The organism is Oceanobacillus caeni (assembly GCF_042678465.1).
Classification (GTDB): domain Bacteria; phylum Bacillota; class Bacilli; order Bacillales; family Amphibacillaceae; genus Oceanobacillus; species Oceanobacillus caeni.
In genome coordinates this window covers 54862-70145 of sequence record NZ_JBHTKV010000009.1, presented here as the reverse complement: position 1 = coordinate 70145, position 15284 = coordinate 54862, and the positions used below count along the sequence as shown (strand labels likewise).

Here is a 15284-nt window from a genome sequence, read left to right as displayed (position 1 = left end):
CTAAATGGTGAGGAGGTTGAAAGATGAAACATAAACATATGTATGATTTGTGCAAACAGCATATGCACTCCTATGTGCTAGCTGAAACAAACGATGGTCAAAGATTTGACGGTATTTTAACAGGCCTTGATGAGGAATATGCTTATTTCGCTATTCCAATTGAACAAGGGAATATGGGACAAATGGCAGACTACCCACATCATCAGCATCAACATCAGCCTGGAATGATGGGGAATATGCAGGGTTATTCGACTCATCCAGGAATGATGAATGAACATACCCACGGTAACTTCCGAAACAATTCTCATGAACAAATGTATGGTGAACAGGAAGAAATGAGACAATTCGGTTATTATGGATACGGATTTCCTGGATATGGATATCCGTATCCTAGAAGGAGATTTTCAAGACTTGTACTACCATTAGCTGCCTTAGTTGCCCTTACTGCATTACCGTGGTACTAAAACAAATCAAAACCCTTGCCAGTTGGCGGCAAGGGTTTCCATTTAATTACTCTTTAGTCATTCTTTTAAAGGTTAATTATCCTCTTTTAATACTACGTCTCCTAAAATAAAGACCGCTATAGAGAATAATGCAGCTAAAATCAATGAATGAGAAAGTACAAATGGTTCTCCACCCATACTTGACAATACATAAGAAATAGCAAAACTGATTAAAATTGCCCAAACAATAGATGCTATGTATCGCATGATTACACCCCACAATTAACTATTTAGTTCTAGTTTTTTTATTTTGCAATTATAAATCTAGTTTATCAAAAGAGAGCATAAAGGAAAAGCTTTATTTCTATTAAAATAAAGATTAGAAAACTTGGCGTTCGCTTTAGGTTGGGCAAATGCCTTAGTTGCACTTATGCAAATCTTTACGGTGGGCGAGTAATCGGATCCCCAGACGGGAAAGATTTTTATACTTTCCTACCTGCAAAGTAAAAACTTTAGAGGAGGTATATCGAAATGTCGATATTGGTTGTGAATTGTAATCATTGGATTGGGTTCCATATTGTAAATACATTACTGGAACACGATTTTAACATAGACGGAATGATTAACCCCAACTTGCAAGACGATTTATTGATGTTTTTTGGTAGAAATAGTGATTTTCAAATGGTGAATGATGAAAAAAGGGAATATGAGACATGTATTATAATAGGTGATCATCCAAAGGCTCAAGATTTTAAGGCCGGAAATAAATGGCTTTTACCAATTAACGGGATTCAGAAAAAAGAACAAACAGACCTGACTACTATTCATACGCCAATTTTATTCGGTGAGTGGATGCCAATGAATGAAAATGGTATCTATCATCATAAAAAGTTTATAACATTTGATTCGGAGGAATTTAAGAATAATGCGCTATCAATTCACTCTTTTACGCCTGTATTGTTACAATTGATTCAAACTTCTAGCCAAACCAATGAACTTTATGTCCATCCAAGACAGGAAAAGGAGAAACGTTCTGAGAAGAAAGCTATATACATTAGAGAGAGTGAACCAAAAGAGAAATACGTAGCGGATTTGAGAGAACATTATAAACAATATAGAATATTGTACGATTCGTGATGTTGATGTTTACTGAACTGTAATTAGGTTATAAACTATAATAAGATAGGATAAGTGATTCTTAGATTGGAGTGCCAATATTTTGAGAGCGTTTAAAAGTAGTTTGTTTATCTGCCTAATGGTCCTATTTTTAACTGGATGCAGCTATTTTGAATCAGGGCAAATTCAAAATGTTGGTATGCTTTTAGATAGTACAATTGATGGCAACGCATGGAATGAAAGTGGATATGAGGGCTTACTTGGTATCGGTGAGGAATTTGATACAGATGTTTATTATAAAGAAAATATTGATACGGAAGAAGAAATAAGAAAAGCAGTCGATGAACTTGTTTATGATGGTGTCAATCTTATTTTTGGTCATAGTAGTTTGTATGGGGATTATTTCTCTGAGTTATCCCGTTATTATCCGGATGTTCACTTTGTTTATTTTAATGGTGGTATTTACGGAGAGAATATTACCAGCCTTAATTTTAATTCTCATGCAATGGGATTTTTTGGTGGTATGGTTGCAGGAAAAATGACGAAGACGAATAAAGTCGGAGTAGTAGCAGCATTTTTGTGGCAACCAGAAATTGAAGGTTTTTATGAAGGGGTAAAATACCAAAACCCAAACGCAGAGGTTAAAATAGATTATATCAAAGGCTGGGACGATACAGAGACCGCTTATTCGATGTATGAAAAAATGAAGAATGAAAATGTCGATGTTTTTTATCCGGTTGGAAATGCATATAGTGAAAAAGTTATTAAACAAGTAGAAAAAGATGGCTTATATGCTATTGGTTATGTAGAAGATCAATTAGAATTTGCTCCAAATGCAGTTTTAACCAGTACGATTCAACAAGTGGACAAGCTCTATGAGATTACCGCGGAGAAATTCAATAAAGGAAAATTAGAAGGTGATATTCTAACTTTTGATTTTCAAGATGGAGTAATTTCTCTAGGGGAATTTAATAAGGTTATTCCTAAGGATTTTATTGAGACCTTAAATAAAACCGTTGAAGACTATAAAGAAAGTTCTTTACTTCCTAATGAGCGGTTAGAAAACTAGGCATTTGCTTTAAGTTTGGCGAATGCCTTAGTTGTATGTATCATACAAGAGGGGGTTTTCTTATCCGCTATTAATGATTTTTTCTTGCCAAGTGTACCCTTATATATTAAAATTAGTACCAAGTCATAATAATTGATTGTATGAATTGATATATATTTATCAAGTTTTTTAAGGAGCGGTGAAAATGGGAGTTGGTTTTTTAGGTTTAGGACATTATGTTCCACCAAAAGTTGTTACCAATCATGATTTAGAAAAAATAGTGGATACGAATGATGAATGGATACGTACAAGAACAGGTATAGAGGAAAGAAGAATAGCAGATGATGATATAAAAACTTCGGATATGGCATTTCACGCTGCTGCTAGTGCATTAGAAGATGCCAATGTAAAAGCGGAGGAACTTGACCTTATCCTAGTTGCTACGGTTACACCGGATACACCTTTTCCATCTATAGCATGTATGATTCAAGAGAAACTTGGTGCAGTGAATGCAGCGTCTATGGATGTAAGTGCAGCATGTTCAGGATATATTTACTCTCTAACAACTGCTAAACAATTTATCGAGACGAAAACCTATAAAAAAATTCTAGTAGTTGGCGTAGAAAAGCTGTCTAAAATCACGGATTGGACCGATCGATCAACATGTGTTCTTTTCGGGGACGGTGCTGGCGCGGCGGTACTTGGAGAAGTATCGGAAGGAAGAGGGATTCTTGCGCATGAACTAGGATCTGATGGAACGGGTGGAAAACATCTGTATGAAGATCCAAATAACCATATTTTTATGAATGGCCGTGAAGTATTTAAATTCGCAGTACGTAAAATGCCAGAAGCATCCGTAAATGTAATTGAAAAAGCGGGATTAAAGAAAGAAGATGTAGATTATTTAATTCCTCATCAAGCGAACATTCGTATTATGGAAGCTGCTAGACAAAGGTTAGGAATTTCTGAGGATAGGATGAATCAATCAATTAAGAAATATGGAAATACATCTGCAGCATCCATCGCCATTGCGCTATCAGAGTCATTTAAAGAAGGTAAAATAAAAGATGATGATATTATTGTTTTAGTAGGTTTTGGCGGTGGTTTGACATGGGGATCCATGGCTATACGCTGGGGAAAATAGAGAATTGTTAGGAGGATCCGTATTGGACAAAAGACGAGTTGTAATTACAGGTTTAGGGGCAATTACTCCCGTTGGTAATGATGTTCAAAGTATGTGGGATAGCATTGTTAATGGAAAATCAGGAATTGATTTTGTAACGAAGATTGATAAAGATAAATATCCTGCTAAAGTTGCCGCAGAAGTAAAAGACTTTGACCCAACTAAATTTATGGATAAAAAAGATTCAAGGAAAATGGATCCATTTACCCAATATGCGGTAGCAGCGGCGAAAATGGCGGTGGAAGATGCTAAATTAGATATAAATGATGAAAACCGAGACCGTATTGGCGTGTGGATTGGCTCTGGAATTGGTGGAATGAAAACGTGGGAAGACCAACATACCATCTTAATGGAAAAGGGACCTCGTCGTGTTAGTCCGTTTTTCGTTCCAATGATGATACCAGATATGGCTGCGGGCCAGGTATCCATTCAGCTCGGTGCTAGAGGTATCAACTCTTGTACCGTTACTGCTTGTGCCTCAGGTGCAAACTCCATTGGGGACGCATTTAAAGCAGTTCAACGTGGTGATGCAGACTATATGATTACAGGCGGAACGGAAGCACCTATTTCCGATATGGCCTTTGCTGGTTTCTCATCGTCTAAGGCTTTATCAACAAATGAAGATCCTAAAACTGCAAGTCGTCCATTTGATAAGAATCGTGATGGATTTGTTATGGGAGAAGGATCAGGGATTCTAATAATAGAAGCCCTCGATAAAGCATTAGAACGTGGAGCTAGAATTTATGGCGAAATTGTTGGTTACGGTGCCACTGGCGATGCATATCATATAACAGCTCCAGCAGAAAATGGAGAAGGTGCAACCCGTGCGATGAACCATGCATTATCTGATGCGGGTATTAACAAAGAAGATGTAGACTATGTTAATGCACATGGAACGAGTACCGCATTAAATGATAAATATGAAACACAAGCAATTAAAGCGGTATTTGCTGAACACGCCCGTAATTTAGTTGTTTCATCTACTAAATCGATGACAGGTCATTTATTAGGAGCAGCAGGTGGAATTGAAGCTGTCATTTCACTGCTAGCTATTCAAAATGGAATCGTACCACCAACTATAAATTACGAAACACCTGATGACGATTGTGATTTAGATTATGTACCAAACAAAGCTCGTGAACAAGAAGTGAATATCGTAATGAGTAATTCACTAGGATTTGGTGGACATAATGTAAGTTTAATTTTCAAAAAATATAATGGATAATAGAAATTAGGAGTAGTTGAATCCCAATATGTGGGTTCAGCTACTTTTTTATTTATTTGGACATATCAAGCCAATGGACAAGCATATATATTTTTAAAGTGGACAAGGTGTAGGTGAATAATATGGGAGCAGTTTTTCTCTTTTTAGTTGGATTTGGACTAGCTATTACAGGTGGAATTTCATTAATATTCTATTTGAACTTTTTACCAGCAGGATTATTGTGGTCAGATTATTTTGCTTTCATTGTTACTAGAATCGAATGTTATTTCTTACCGATAGGACTGCTTATCATATGGTTGGTTATTTATCGATTTTCAAACAACCCATAATCGCATTGGAAGAGAATATTTTTTTACAGGATTGGTCATAATGTATGGTAAGTTAACCATTTAGTTCAGCTGAAGCAAATGGTCATCTATCAAAGACGGACTGATTTTATAGGTTAGGAAATTATAAAATTTTAGCAGAAAGCGAACTCGAAGAAGCTAAAATTTTAACGTTCGCTAAAAGACGAGCGAATGCGAGTTCTTCTAATAATTAAGTTTTATTTAAAGCGAGGGTTGTCTATGTTATATTTGCATGATGTTTGGGTGAATTGGTTTGAAGGAGAAGAAAACGGGTATAATGTTTGTCATTTTCATGAATGGCGAAAAGATGATGGGATTGAATTACTAGACCAGGTTCCTCTATTGTACATAACACCAGGATTATTTGATTATATTGAAAATGATATGCATGATCTACCGAAAGATTTAACAGATGCTATCTATAAGCGTGCTTACATTAGAAAAGGACACGAAAGAACAGTATTGGAGTATGCATGTGTCGTAACAAATGGGGAAGATATTTTGGCAATTGATACAGCCGGATATCATATTCCCATACGTAAAAGTAGATTAATCCCAAGACAAGAACAGTTAGTTTACGATATGATTAAAAAGGCGAAACCACAATCATTTGGTTTTGATGTAGAAAATTACGGAAAAGAGTATCATTTACTTTCTATGCCACCAGATCTTGTGTTTGGTCTTACGAGAAAAGAGCGTCAATTAAAACATTTATTAATGATAGGGTTAGATCAATTACGTACATCTAATAATTTGGAAGAGTTACGTTATTGGTTAACAGAATGGGATCCGAAGCAATATCCTTATATTAAATATATGGATGAAGAGAGAGCATGGGATACATTATATAATGGGGTAAAAGATGGTTGGAGTAAGCAACACGAGGATTTATGTGGAAAGTTAATTAAAGGCCAACCGTTTTTAGAAAAAATGTGGGAAGTGGAAAACGGTCAAACACAGAACACTTCTAGTCAATAAAGAAAAGGTCATTCTATTTTATTAGAATGGCCTTTTCTTAATAAGTTAGGGATTTCTTCCTGTTAATAAGGCATTCGCCAAGCTGAGTAGCGAATGCCTGTTTTAATTTATTTCTTCTTCTTTACTCTTCCTAGTCCCATTGCTTTTTTAGCTTTTGCTAACGTTCTATTTGCTGGAATAGCTGCTTTTTCTGCTCCTTGGTCTAATATATCATCAAGGATATCAGAATCAATAAGTTCTTTATATTTTTCTTGGATTGGTTGTAATACAGAGATAACAGCCTGGGCTACATCCTGTTTAAATTCGCCGTAACCTTTTCCTTCGTATTTCGCTTCCAAAGCCTCAATGGATTCGCCTGTGCAACTAGAGTAAATAGTTAATAAGTTAGATACGCCTGGTTTGTTTGCCTTATCGTACTTAACGATACCTTCTGAGTCTGTAACAGCACTTTTTATTTTCTTTTCAATACGCTTCGGATCGTCAAGCATAGAAATAAATCCTTTTTCATTTTCATCGGACTTACTCATCTTCTTCGTTGGATCTTGTAAAGACATGACTCTTGCTCCAACTTTTGGAATACGAATTTCCGGAATCGTAAACACTTCATTATCATAGCGATTATTAAAGCGTTGGGCCAAATCTCTTGTCAATTCAAGATGTTGTTTTTGATCGTCTCCAACCGGAACAATATTTGACTGGTATAGTAAAATATCTGCAGCCATTAAAGAAGGATAGGTTAAAAGAGCAGCAGATACAGCATCTTTCCCTTCCGATTTATCTTTATATTGTGTCATTCGCTCTAATTCGCCAACGTAGTTCATCGATTGCAGAATCCATCCTAATTGAGTATGTGCTGGTACTTCAGATTGAATGAATAGGGTTGCTTTTTTAGGATCAATTCCTGAAGCAAGGTAAAGCGCTGCCAGTGAACGAATATTATTTCGTAATTTTAATCGATCTTGTGGCACGGTTATCGCATGCTCGTCTACGATGCAGAAATAACATTCATAGTCATCTTGTAATTCCACAAATTGTTTAAGTGCTCCTAGGTAATTTCCAAGTGTTAATGTACCACTAGGTTGTATACCAGAAAAAATCTTTTCCATTTGTTTCACTCCATTTTTATTGAATTCCCCGTTTAAAAAAGGCCATTCCCCCACCGGAAAGGGAAGAATGAACCGAATTGCCATCCTAATTTTCTTAACTTATGTACTTTAGACGAATAAGATACAAAAACCAAGCTCCAATATCATCGGTACTTGTTTTCCAAATTCACAAGTTCTCTACGTACCCAGAGGGTATTTGTACTTTTATTTTGTCTACGCTAAATTTGTTAGATTCTGTAATATTATATAAATTCTTTGGTTTAAATGCAAGAGAACCGCGATAAAGGTTCTTACCCCAAATATTGGGAAGAAGGAAAAATTCGACTTTTCACCTTATTGGTCTCTTGTTAAAGTGGATGGATTAGAAAGCTTGTACTATTTGAGTGGAATCGGAATGAGTGAAAGTATTTAGCATAGTTATATGTTGACAAAAGGGAATGATGTTTTAAAATGTGATATGATTTTATTAACACTATTGTTTAAGCATAAAAAGGGTAATGATGAGTAGGAAAAAATTAAAAAAACGTATTCGACTCATTATGTACGTACGAAAAAGCGCGATGCTGAAGATTGATGATATGGATTAACGAACGATTGATTAATATTTATTGAATTTCAAGGAGAGATATAGTGTGGCTAACATTACGAAGGTTAAAATTCCAGAATTAAAGAGACATTTAAAAGAATATAATCAAAATGAGCTGATTAAATTAATTGTAGATCTGTATAAACAAAATAATAATATACAAGACTATCTTTCTGTGAAGCTTTTAGGCGAGGAAACCATTCAAGATTTATATGAGAATGCTAAGGCAGAAATAGAAAATGAATTTTTCCCAGAAAAGGGATTCGGGAAGATGCGTTTGTCTAAAGCAAAAAGTGCAATTACTAACTTCAAAAAGTTAACAAAAGATCATCTTAAAACAGTTGACTTAATGTTGTTTTATGTTGAGGTGGGAACAGAATTCACAAATACATATGGGGATATAGACGAGAGATTTTATGATAGTATGCTTTCGATGTACGATAAAGTTATCGCGGAATGTGAAAAAGATGAAAAGCTATTTCATGAACTTAAGGACCGGTTGTATGAAGTAGTAGTTGAGTCAGATGGAATTGGCTGGGGTTATCATGATGGTTTAGAGGATTTATATTATTCAATTAGCTTTTTAGAGGAATAGCGTTGTGGTTAATAAACCCATAGACGTCAAATAGTATACTAATTTACAAGATTTGGTATGCTATTTGACTTGTTCATTCCGTTTTCTCTTTATCAAAAGTGAACTACTTAGTAGTATCCCACGCCTTTATCTCATCTAAACGGGCAGTAAGACCCCCACCTCAAGCTTCTGAGGAACAAAGAAGGTAGGTGGGAGATCTATCTTTATACTCATACATTATATTTCTTAGTAACCGTATCCTACATAGGACACTCCTATTATAATAAGTAGGATAAACAATACGACAATTAACGCAAATCCTGCGCCATAACCATATTCTGCAACAGGTTCACTCAAGATCATCACCTCCATAAAAACCAACATATGTAGAAAAATCTATACTGCTTAGACGGATATCCTATGGTTTAGTGATTTAGGCTTATCCATATGTTTAAACGTTTTTCAAACTCAACGAATACCCTGATGAATTTGTCCTTTACGACAATTAACCCCGATACATACAATGTGATAGCTCTAATAATATGGGGGTGAAATAATGTCAGTTGGTCATTATCATGCACTTTGCAGAAAATATATGGGTAGAGCAGTTGAAATAAGAACCCGTGATGGAAGACGTCACAGAGGAATTATTAAGCATGTTAGTCGCAATAGGGTGTATATACAACCACTTGGGCGTAGGAGAAATTTAGGTGGGTTTGGTTATGGATATGGATATGGATATGGATTTGGTGGATTCGGCTATGGGCTTGCATTAGGTACTATTGTTGGATTGGCTTTAATTCCATTTTTCTTCTGGTAATATATATGAAATTTGCCCCACCTCAACGGGGAGTAAGACTCCAACCACAAGCTTCTGGGAAACAAAGAAGGTGGTTGGGAGGTCAACTGCCCATAAAGGTCCGATAAGTGCGACTAACCATCAGTGGGGATGGAAGAATCTCCCATTGATGGTTAGTCTTCTTTACTTTTCTCACAGGTATAACACACGAATTTTTTTCGTCTGTTATACCTGTGCAATTACATTGGATTTAATCCCTAACAACTCTTTAGATGTTAATTCGTTTGTTTTTTTATATTTTTTAACGAGGTAATATCCGACACAATATCCTATCATTTTTGGATAGCGACGTAATCCATACAAAATTTCCTGATGTTTACGTTTCACTTTTAAAGTGTTTTTATTTGGGAGAATTAGCTCTTTCCATAGTTTCTCTAATTGATCTTCCGAATAATACGTTGTCCAATTAGCTAAAAGTTTATCACCAAACCTTTCAAAGACTGCGTTTTCAGCCAATCCTTCTAAAATAATGGTATCCAACAGGACGTAATCTTCTTCTTTTTTTGAATAACGAGAAAGACGACAAACATGGTTATACTCATGAGTAAATAGAGCTCTTATCTCCTTCTCCGTATTATCCTTTGAAATAAATAAAAATAGTTTATCTTTGAACGCAAGACCAGATTTTCCATTCTGGTTCTGTTTCATTTTTCGGTCATTGGGATCGGATGGAAAGATAAAAACCGGGATATCAGGTCCTTGCCATAATGTTTGAAGTTGTTGTTTTTCCAAATGAACAATTTCCCATATTTTATTATCCTGTAATTTTCTTATTAAGTCTTCTCCATTCTTTATGGGATACTTATACATACCATGGGAAGTTAAGTGGTTATAGATTTCATCGGCATAAGCCCCGTCAAAGTGTTTCAATAGCTTTTCGCATAATTCAATCGGTTTGTCATACAAATCTAGCAACCATTTATCCGTTTTAATCACACTCATAGCAATGCTCCTTATGATTATCTCTTACATACAATATGTGCATTTTAACTAAACGTTACTTAACAAAATCATTTATATAGGGAACTAAAATTTTTTAACCACATATTGTAAATAGGATTATTTGACACAAAGGAGTGGGGCTACGCTTGAATAACAATTATCTTGATTGTTTAGCATTATTTGGTGTTGGGGGCGCTCATCCAGGTGGGCTTCCATTAACGAAAAGAATATTATCCAAGGAAGAAATAGATGAAAAGCAATCGATTCTTGATGCTGGTTGCGGAACCGGTTAAACAAGTGCATACATTTCAAAAAAATATCAGTGTCATGTTACATCTCTAGACTGCAATAAAATGATGTTGGATAAAGCAAGAAAAAGGTATTTATCCTTACAATTACCTATCAAGGTGGATCTAGAACTTAGTGCTGATTTTACACTTTCAGAAGATATTGATAGTAAATATTTTGAAATACTGGAAAAACATGAACAACTAACGGAAGATTACAAAGAGGTGCTTGGTTTTAGAATTTTTAGATGTTGTAAGTAGAATCGTTTAGGTGAATTAAAAAGTTATCATTTTGAGGGGATGAAAAGATGACTATTCGAAAAGCTACTTATCGTGAAACGCAAAAAATATTGAATCATTCATTAGATGTATTGAAAGAAGCAAGCATGGGGTATGTTATTCCAACAAAGGGAAAAGCACGTCAAATGGTCTTACCGTTTTTAACTGATGGTTATTATCTTGTTTATATTGAAAATAATGTGATAAAGGGTTGGATTGCTGTTGCTAGTACCATTGACTATTATACAGATGATACAGTCGGGATTATTCCCGAACTTTATGTTCTCCCACCTTATCGTAAACAAGGATTAGCGGAAATACTGTGTAAAGAAGCCCTCAAGCGTTTGAAAGAAGAAGGACATACGAAAGTTCAATTGAATGTATTTTCGGGAAATCATATAAAACACCTTTATCAAAAGCTTGGTTTTCAGGAAATTTCTACAATGATGGAAATAAATTTAGATAATGAAATTTAAAATACTTGAGTGGTTCATTCGTTTTCGTATAATGTTAAAGTTATCTTTCCCAAGCTTATGATTGGAATAAAACATACATGCTGGATGAATGGGAAGTATAAACCTTCGTGCGATTAGGCATTCGCCAAGCCCAATGGTGAATGCCTAATTTTCTTAGTATAATGCCAATTAACCGCATCCCTATTATTTTGCAAGTATCATACTAGTTATGTATAATTTTGTGAAAGCGTTCAGTACTATGTTCGGGAGGCAAAATCATGATTGGGCTTAAAGGTATGGCAAAAAAACAGAAAGAAAAGTTAATTCTATTAGGCTTTTTTGCCATATTGTCGGGTACGTCAATGATTGGGCAGAGTTACTTATTTGTCACAATCGTGGATCGTATTTTTCTAAAAAATGATTCATTCTCTGAAGTTATTCCCCTATTACTTGGGCTATTAGCAGTTCTTTTTGCAAGAACATTTTTTCATTATGTAAGTGGAAGAATTGGAATTGAGATGGCTTCCAAGGTAAAACGTGACCTTAGAAACTCACTGTTACATAAATTCTCTACCAATCCAGTACAAACCTCTATCCAAGGGCAGTCAGGTCAAAAGGTTAGTGTAATGATGGATGTGGTAGATGAGGTTGATAGTTATTTTAGTAATTATATTCCACAGTTGTTTCAGGCAAGTATTATACCACTTATGATTCTTCTTGTTATTTTCACAGAGCATGTTGCTACAGGAGCTATCATTTTAATAACGGCACCATTTATTCCTATATTCATGATGGTAATTGGGCTTAAAACAAAAGATAAAACGGAAGTACAATTAGATAAAATGTCAGCTTTTTCTGGGAAATTCCTTGATACGTTACAGGGGCTTACTACCCTGAAATTATTTGGTCAATCCGTTAAACAAAAAGAAGCGATTCGAAAGGGGAGTTTAGGGGTTAGAGAGGCAACGATGGACGTACTAAAAATTGCTTTCCAAAATTCCTTAGCACTAGAATTTATTTCTATGCTAAGTATTGGACTGATTGCATTAGAAGTTGCTTTTCGCATGATTATTTTTCAAGACCTTTCATTTTATACTGGATTTCTTATGTTAGTATTGGCCCCCGAGTTTTATACGAAATTGAGGGATTTAGGTAGTGCCTTTCATACAGGTAGAGGGAGCATGGGGGCATTTAAAAAATTAGAGTATGAATTAGCTTCTTCCGTAAAACCTGTTGAATGGGGAGAAGGACATTTAAATAGTACCACACCACCTACTATTGAATTGTGTAGAGTAGAATTCAGTTACGGGGAAGGTGACACATTTTCCTTAAAAAACATCAATGTATTAATAAGACCATTTGAACAAGTGGCAATTGTTGGTAAAACTGGATCTGGAAAAACAACATTATTGCATGTTATTGCTGGTCTTGTTGCCCTTTCTAAAGGGGAGGTACTTTTAAATGAAAACCCACGAAAATTATACAGTGAAAAGGCTTGGTTTGATGGAATAAGCTATATTTCACAAGATCCATATCTTTTCTCTGGTACCATTGCTGAGAATATTGCGGTTGGTGGTAACATGAATGTTACGAGGAAAGACATAATGGAAGCTGCTCAAAAAGCCGGGATTTCACAATTAATCGAATCCCTCCGTAATGGATATGATACACCAATTGGAGAAGCGGGAAGGGGTCTTTCGGGTGGGGAAAGACAGCGGATCGCCATCGCTAGAGCTTTTTTAAATAGCCCTTCGATTATTCTATTTGATGAGCCAACAACTGGTTTAGATTTACAGACCGAGCGTATCTTGCAGTCTTCGATGAAAGAATTATCAAAGAAATCCACGGTTATAACGGTTGCACATCGTCTTCATACGATTAAAAATGCTGACAAGATTCTTTTCATGGATAATGGGGAAATAATAGCATCCGGTACACATAATGAATTACTAAAATCAAATGAAACGTATCGCAATATGGTCTCTGTACAGCAGGGGAGGCTCTAAAATGAAAGAATTAATCACGATTACTAAAGTAATGTTCGTGGAGAAACGAGATATTATAATCTCCATTCTTTGTGGATTTATAGCAGGAACAACGGCAATTGGTTTATTCGCATTAAGTGGATATTTAATTTCCAAGTCGGCTCTAGTACCTCCTATTTATACGTTGATGATTCTAGTTGCGTCTGTTAAAATGCTGGGAATTATTTCGGCGTTAAGTCGTTATGGGGAGCGTTATTTTTCGCATCGTGGAACATTTACTATGTTAAGTCATTTACGCGTTTCTTTTTATGAAAGGCTCGAGCCATTAGTGCCATCTATTTTTCAAAGATATAGGAGCGGGGATCTTCTTTCAAGGATTGTTGGCGATGTAGAGACACTACAAAATTTCTTTTTACGTGTATTTTATCCTCCAATTGTTTTAATGTTCGTATTTTTAAGTACTATTTTCTTCACAGCCTTTTTTTCAATAGAGGTAACATTGATTATACTTGTTGGTTTTATTTCGACAACGTTTATATTCCCAGCAATTATTGCATTCAAACAAAGAAAAGTAGAACGGAGAGTTAGGGAAAGTCGTGGAGAACTATCTACTGAAATATCTGAATTTCTATTTGGATTTCGTGATTTAAAGATATACCAAAAACTAGAAATAAAAGAAAGTAGATTACGTCATTCTGCTGATGTCTACTTAAAAGAACAAGAACATGAAAGTGTTCATAACTTGTTAAGTGAATCATCTAATACATTCTTATCCCTAGTTGTGTCGTTCACTGTGCTAGTTTTTGGAGCTTATTTAGTCGCTACGGAACAATTAGATGGAATCTTCCTCGCTATGCTTGTGATAGTATCATTAACCGCATTTGAAAATACCACATCCATGTCAGTATTTCCGAGTTACTTGGAGGATAGCAGACAAGCTGCAACAAGACTAAACAACGTTGTTCGTACGGAGCAAGAACAGGAATCGTCGAAAGATAATAAAGAAAAATTGTCTATAACGAAATCTCCATATATTAGAGTAAATGAGGTGTCATTTGCATTTCCTGATGAAACAAGGGATACCTTATCTGATATATCCTTTACGTTACCTCCTGGTTCCAAAACAGCTATTGTTGGTCCAAGTGGATCCGGTAAATCAACGTTGATGCAATTATTATTACAAATGTACCCGGTTAACCAAGGTGAAATTTATATGAATAATCAATCGCTAAATTCATTGTCACAAGAAAGCATTTGGAAAAACACAAACGTTGTACTGCAAAAGAATCATTTCTTTTACGGAACGATTCGTGAAAACTTAATGATTGCCAAAAACGGATTGACGGATGAAGAGATGGAAAATATATTGGAAAAAGTTAAACTCAATCATTTTACTTTAAACGACCAAGTGTTAGAAAAGGGAGAGAATCTTTCAGGAGGGGAGAAACAGCGACTCGCCATCGCTAGAGTATTGCTAAAGAAAGCTCCAATATGGCTGTTGGATGAGCCGACCTCATCCATTGACGCATTGACCGAGAAATATATTTATAACTATTTATTTAAAGAAGCAAAAGAGGATACCGTTGTCCTTATCAGCCATCGCTTAACAGGATTAGAAAGCATGGATCAAATAATTGTAATGGAATCCGGTAGAATTGTTGAAGTAGGGACATTTGATGAACTAATGGAGAAAAAAGGTTATTTTTATGAAATGAAACAAATTGAGCAGAGTGTTTTTTAACATATATAATCCAACCGTAAAAAGAGCTTTTGCCAAGTGGGCAAAGCTCTTTTTATGATTGGATTACATGTAAAATCTGGATTAATTGGGACGGGCGCTTTCGGGAACAATATTTTTGAAGTGCGGAAAT

The 15284-nt window shown here is 35.4% G+C and carries 18 protein-coding genes; 14 read left to right on the top strand and 4 right to left on the bottom strand.

Annotation, left to right across the window (positions count from 1 at the left end):
* Nucleotides 1–23 precede the first annotated feature (23 nt).
* A complete protein-coding gene (locus ACFQ18_RS08635; protein WP_204798139.1) occupies nt 24–464 on the top strand; it encodes a hypothetical protein in 441 nt (146 codons plus the stop codon).
* Between the two features lie 72 nt (nt 465–536).
* Here ACFQ18_RS08635 and ACFQ18_RS08630 read toward each other — a convergent pair whose 3' ends face one another.
* Complete coding sequence (locus ACFQ18_RS08630) at nt 537–710, bottom strand: DUF2929 family protein (RefSeq protein WP_083452449.1); 174 nt, start codon at nt 708–710, stop codon at nt 537–539.
* A 264-nt stretch (nt 711–974) separates the two neighbouring features.
* Between ACFQ18_RS08630 and ACFQ18_RS08625 the strand changes: the two genes are divergently transcribed.
* From ACFQ18_RS08625 to ACFQ18_RS08600, 6 genes are all read left to right on the top strand, one after another.
* Nucleotides 975–1580: a hypothetical protein gene (locus ACFQ18_RS08625; protein ID WP_204798140.1), complete on the top strand. Its 606-nt coding sequence runs from the start codon at nt 975–977 to the stop codon at nt 1578–1580.
* An 82-nt stretch (nt 1581–1662) separates the two neighbouring features.
* A complete protein-coding gene (locus tag ACFQ18_RS08620) occupies nt 1663–2628 on the top strand; it encodes a BMP family ABC transporter substrate-binding protein (RefSeq protein WP_257456410.1) in 966 nt (321 codons plus the stop codon).
* A 184-nt stretch (nt 2629–2812) separates the two neighbouring features.
* Complete coding sequence (locus tag ACFQ18_RS08615; protein WP_047186439.1) at nt 2813–3751, top strand: beta-ketoacyl-ACP synthase III; 939 nt, start codon at nt 2813–2815, stop codon at nt 3749–3751.
* 22 nt (nt 3752–3773) lie between these two features.
* A complete protein-coding gene (gene fabF, locus ACFQ18_RS08610; protein ID WP_204798141.1) occupies nt 3774–5015 on the top strand; it encodes a beta-ketoacyl-ACP synthase II in 1242 nt (413 codons plus the stop codon).
* Between the two features lie 122 nt (nt 5016–5137).
* Nucleotides 5138–5344 (top strand): hypothetical protein, encoded by a 207-nt coding sequence (locus tag ACFQ18_RS08605; protein ID WP_047186437.1) that lies wholly within the window; start codon nt 5138–5140, stop codon nt 5342–5344.
* Nucleotides 5345–5581: 237 nt separating this feature from the next.
* Entirely contained in the window at nt 5582–6340 is a 759-nt protein-coding gene (locus ACFQ18_RS08600; RefSeq protein WP_047186436.1) for a YjbA family protein, read from the top strand.
* Between the two features lie 107 nt (nt 6341–6447).
* Here ACFQ18_RS08600 and trpS read toward each other — a convergent pair whose 3' ends face one another.
* A complete protein-coding gene (trpS, locus tag ACFQ18_RS08595) occupies nt 6448–7446 on the bottom strand; it encodes a tryptophan--tRNA ligase (RefSeq protein ID WP_060667522.1) in 999 nt (332 codons plus the stop codon).
* A 632-nt stretch (nt 7447–8078) separates the two neighbouring features.
* Between trpS and ACFQ18_RS08590 the strand changes: the two genes are divergently transcribed.
* Nucleotides 8079–8627, top strand: coding sequence for a DUF6155 family protein (locus tag ACFQ18_RS08590; protein WP_060667456.1), 549 nt, complete (start codon nt 8079–8081; stop codon nt 8625–8627).
* A gap of 225 nt (nt 8628–8852) precedes the next feature.
* Here the strand turns inward: ACFQ18_RS08590 and ACFQ18_RS08585 are convergent, their stop codons facing one another.
* Nucleotides 8853–8963 carry a YjcZ family sporulation protein gene (locus ACFQ18_RS08585; protein WP_225344197.1) on the bottom strand — a complete coding sequence of 37 codons (111 nt, stop codon included), beginning with the start codon at nt 8961–8963 and terminating at the stop codon, nt 8853–8855.
* A 199-nt stretch (nt 8964–9162) separates the two neighbouring features.
* Between ACFQ18_RS08585 and ACFQ18_RS08580 the strand changes: the two genes are divergently transcribed.
* On the top strand, nt 9163–9426 hold the full coding sequence (locus ACFQ18_RS08580; RefSeq protein WP_204798142.1) for a hypothetical protein: 264 nt from the start codon (nt 9163–9165) through the stop codon (nt 9424–9426).
* Nucleotides 9427–9630: 204 nt separating this feature from the next.
* On the opposite strand, the gene ACFQ18_RS08575 is transcribed toward ACFQ18_RS08580, so the two are convergent.
* Nucleotides 9631–10407: a DUF2268 domain-containing protein gene (locus tag ACFQ18_RS08575; RefSeq protein ID WP_060667454.1), complete on the bottom strand. Its 777-nt coding sequence runs from the start codon at nt 10405–10407 to the stop codon at nt 9631–9633.
* 146 nt (nt 10408–10553) lie between these two features.
* Here ACFQ18_RS08575 and ACFQ18_RS08570 point away from each other — a divergent pair, with 146 nt between their 5' ends.
* The 5 genes from ACFQ18_RS08570 (at nt 10554) to cydC (ending at nt 15154) form a co-directional block, all read left to right on the top strand.
* On the top strand, nt 10554–10700 hold the full coding sequence (locus tag ACFQ18_RS08570; RefSeq protein WP_379566159.1) for a hypothetical protein: 147 nt from the start codon (nt 10554–10556) through the stop codon (nt 10698–10700).
* 60 nt (nt 10701–10760) lie between these two features.
* The gene (locus ACFQ18_RS08565) at nt 10761–10955 is read left to right on the top strand and encodes a hypothetical protein (protein WP_225344195.1); all 195 of its coding nucleotides are present in this window, start codon (nt 10761–10763) and stop codon (nt 10953–10955) included.
* A 47-nt stretch (nt 10956–11002) separates the two neighbouring features.
* Nucleotides 11003–11449 (top strand): GNAT family N-acetyltransferase, encoded by a 447-nt coding sequence (locus ACFQ18_RS08560; RefSeq protein WP_204798143.1) that lies wholly within the window; start codon nt 11003–11005, stop codon nt 11447–11449.
* Between the two features lie 257 nt (nt 11450–11706).
* On the top strand, nt 11707–13434 hold the full coding sequence (gene cydD, locus ACFQ18_RS08555; RefSeq protein WP_204798144.1) for a thiol reductant ABC exporter subunit CydD: 1728 nt from the start codon (nt 11707–11709) through the stop codon (nt 13432–13434).
* 1 nt (nt 13435) lies between these two features.
* Complete coding sequence (gene cydC, locus ACFQ18_RS08550) at nt 13436–15154, top strand: thiol reductant ABC exporter subunit CydC (protein WP_204798145.1); 1719 nt, start codon at nt 13436–13438, stop codon at nt 15152–15154.
* Nucleotides 15155–15284: the final 130 nt, after the last annotated feature.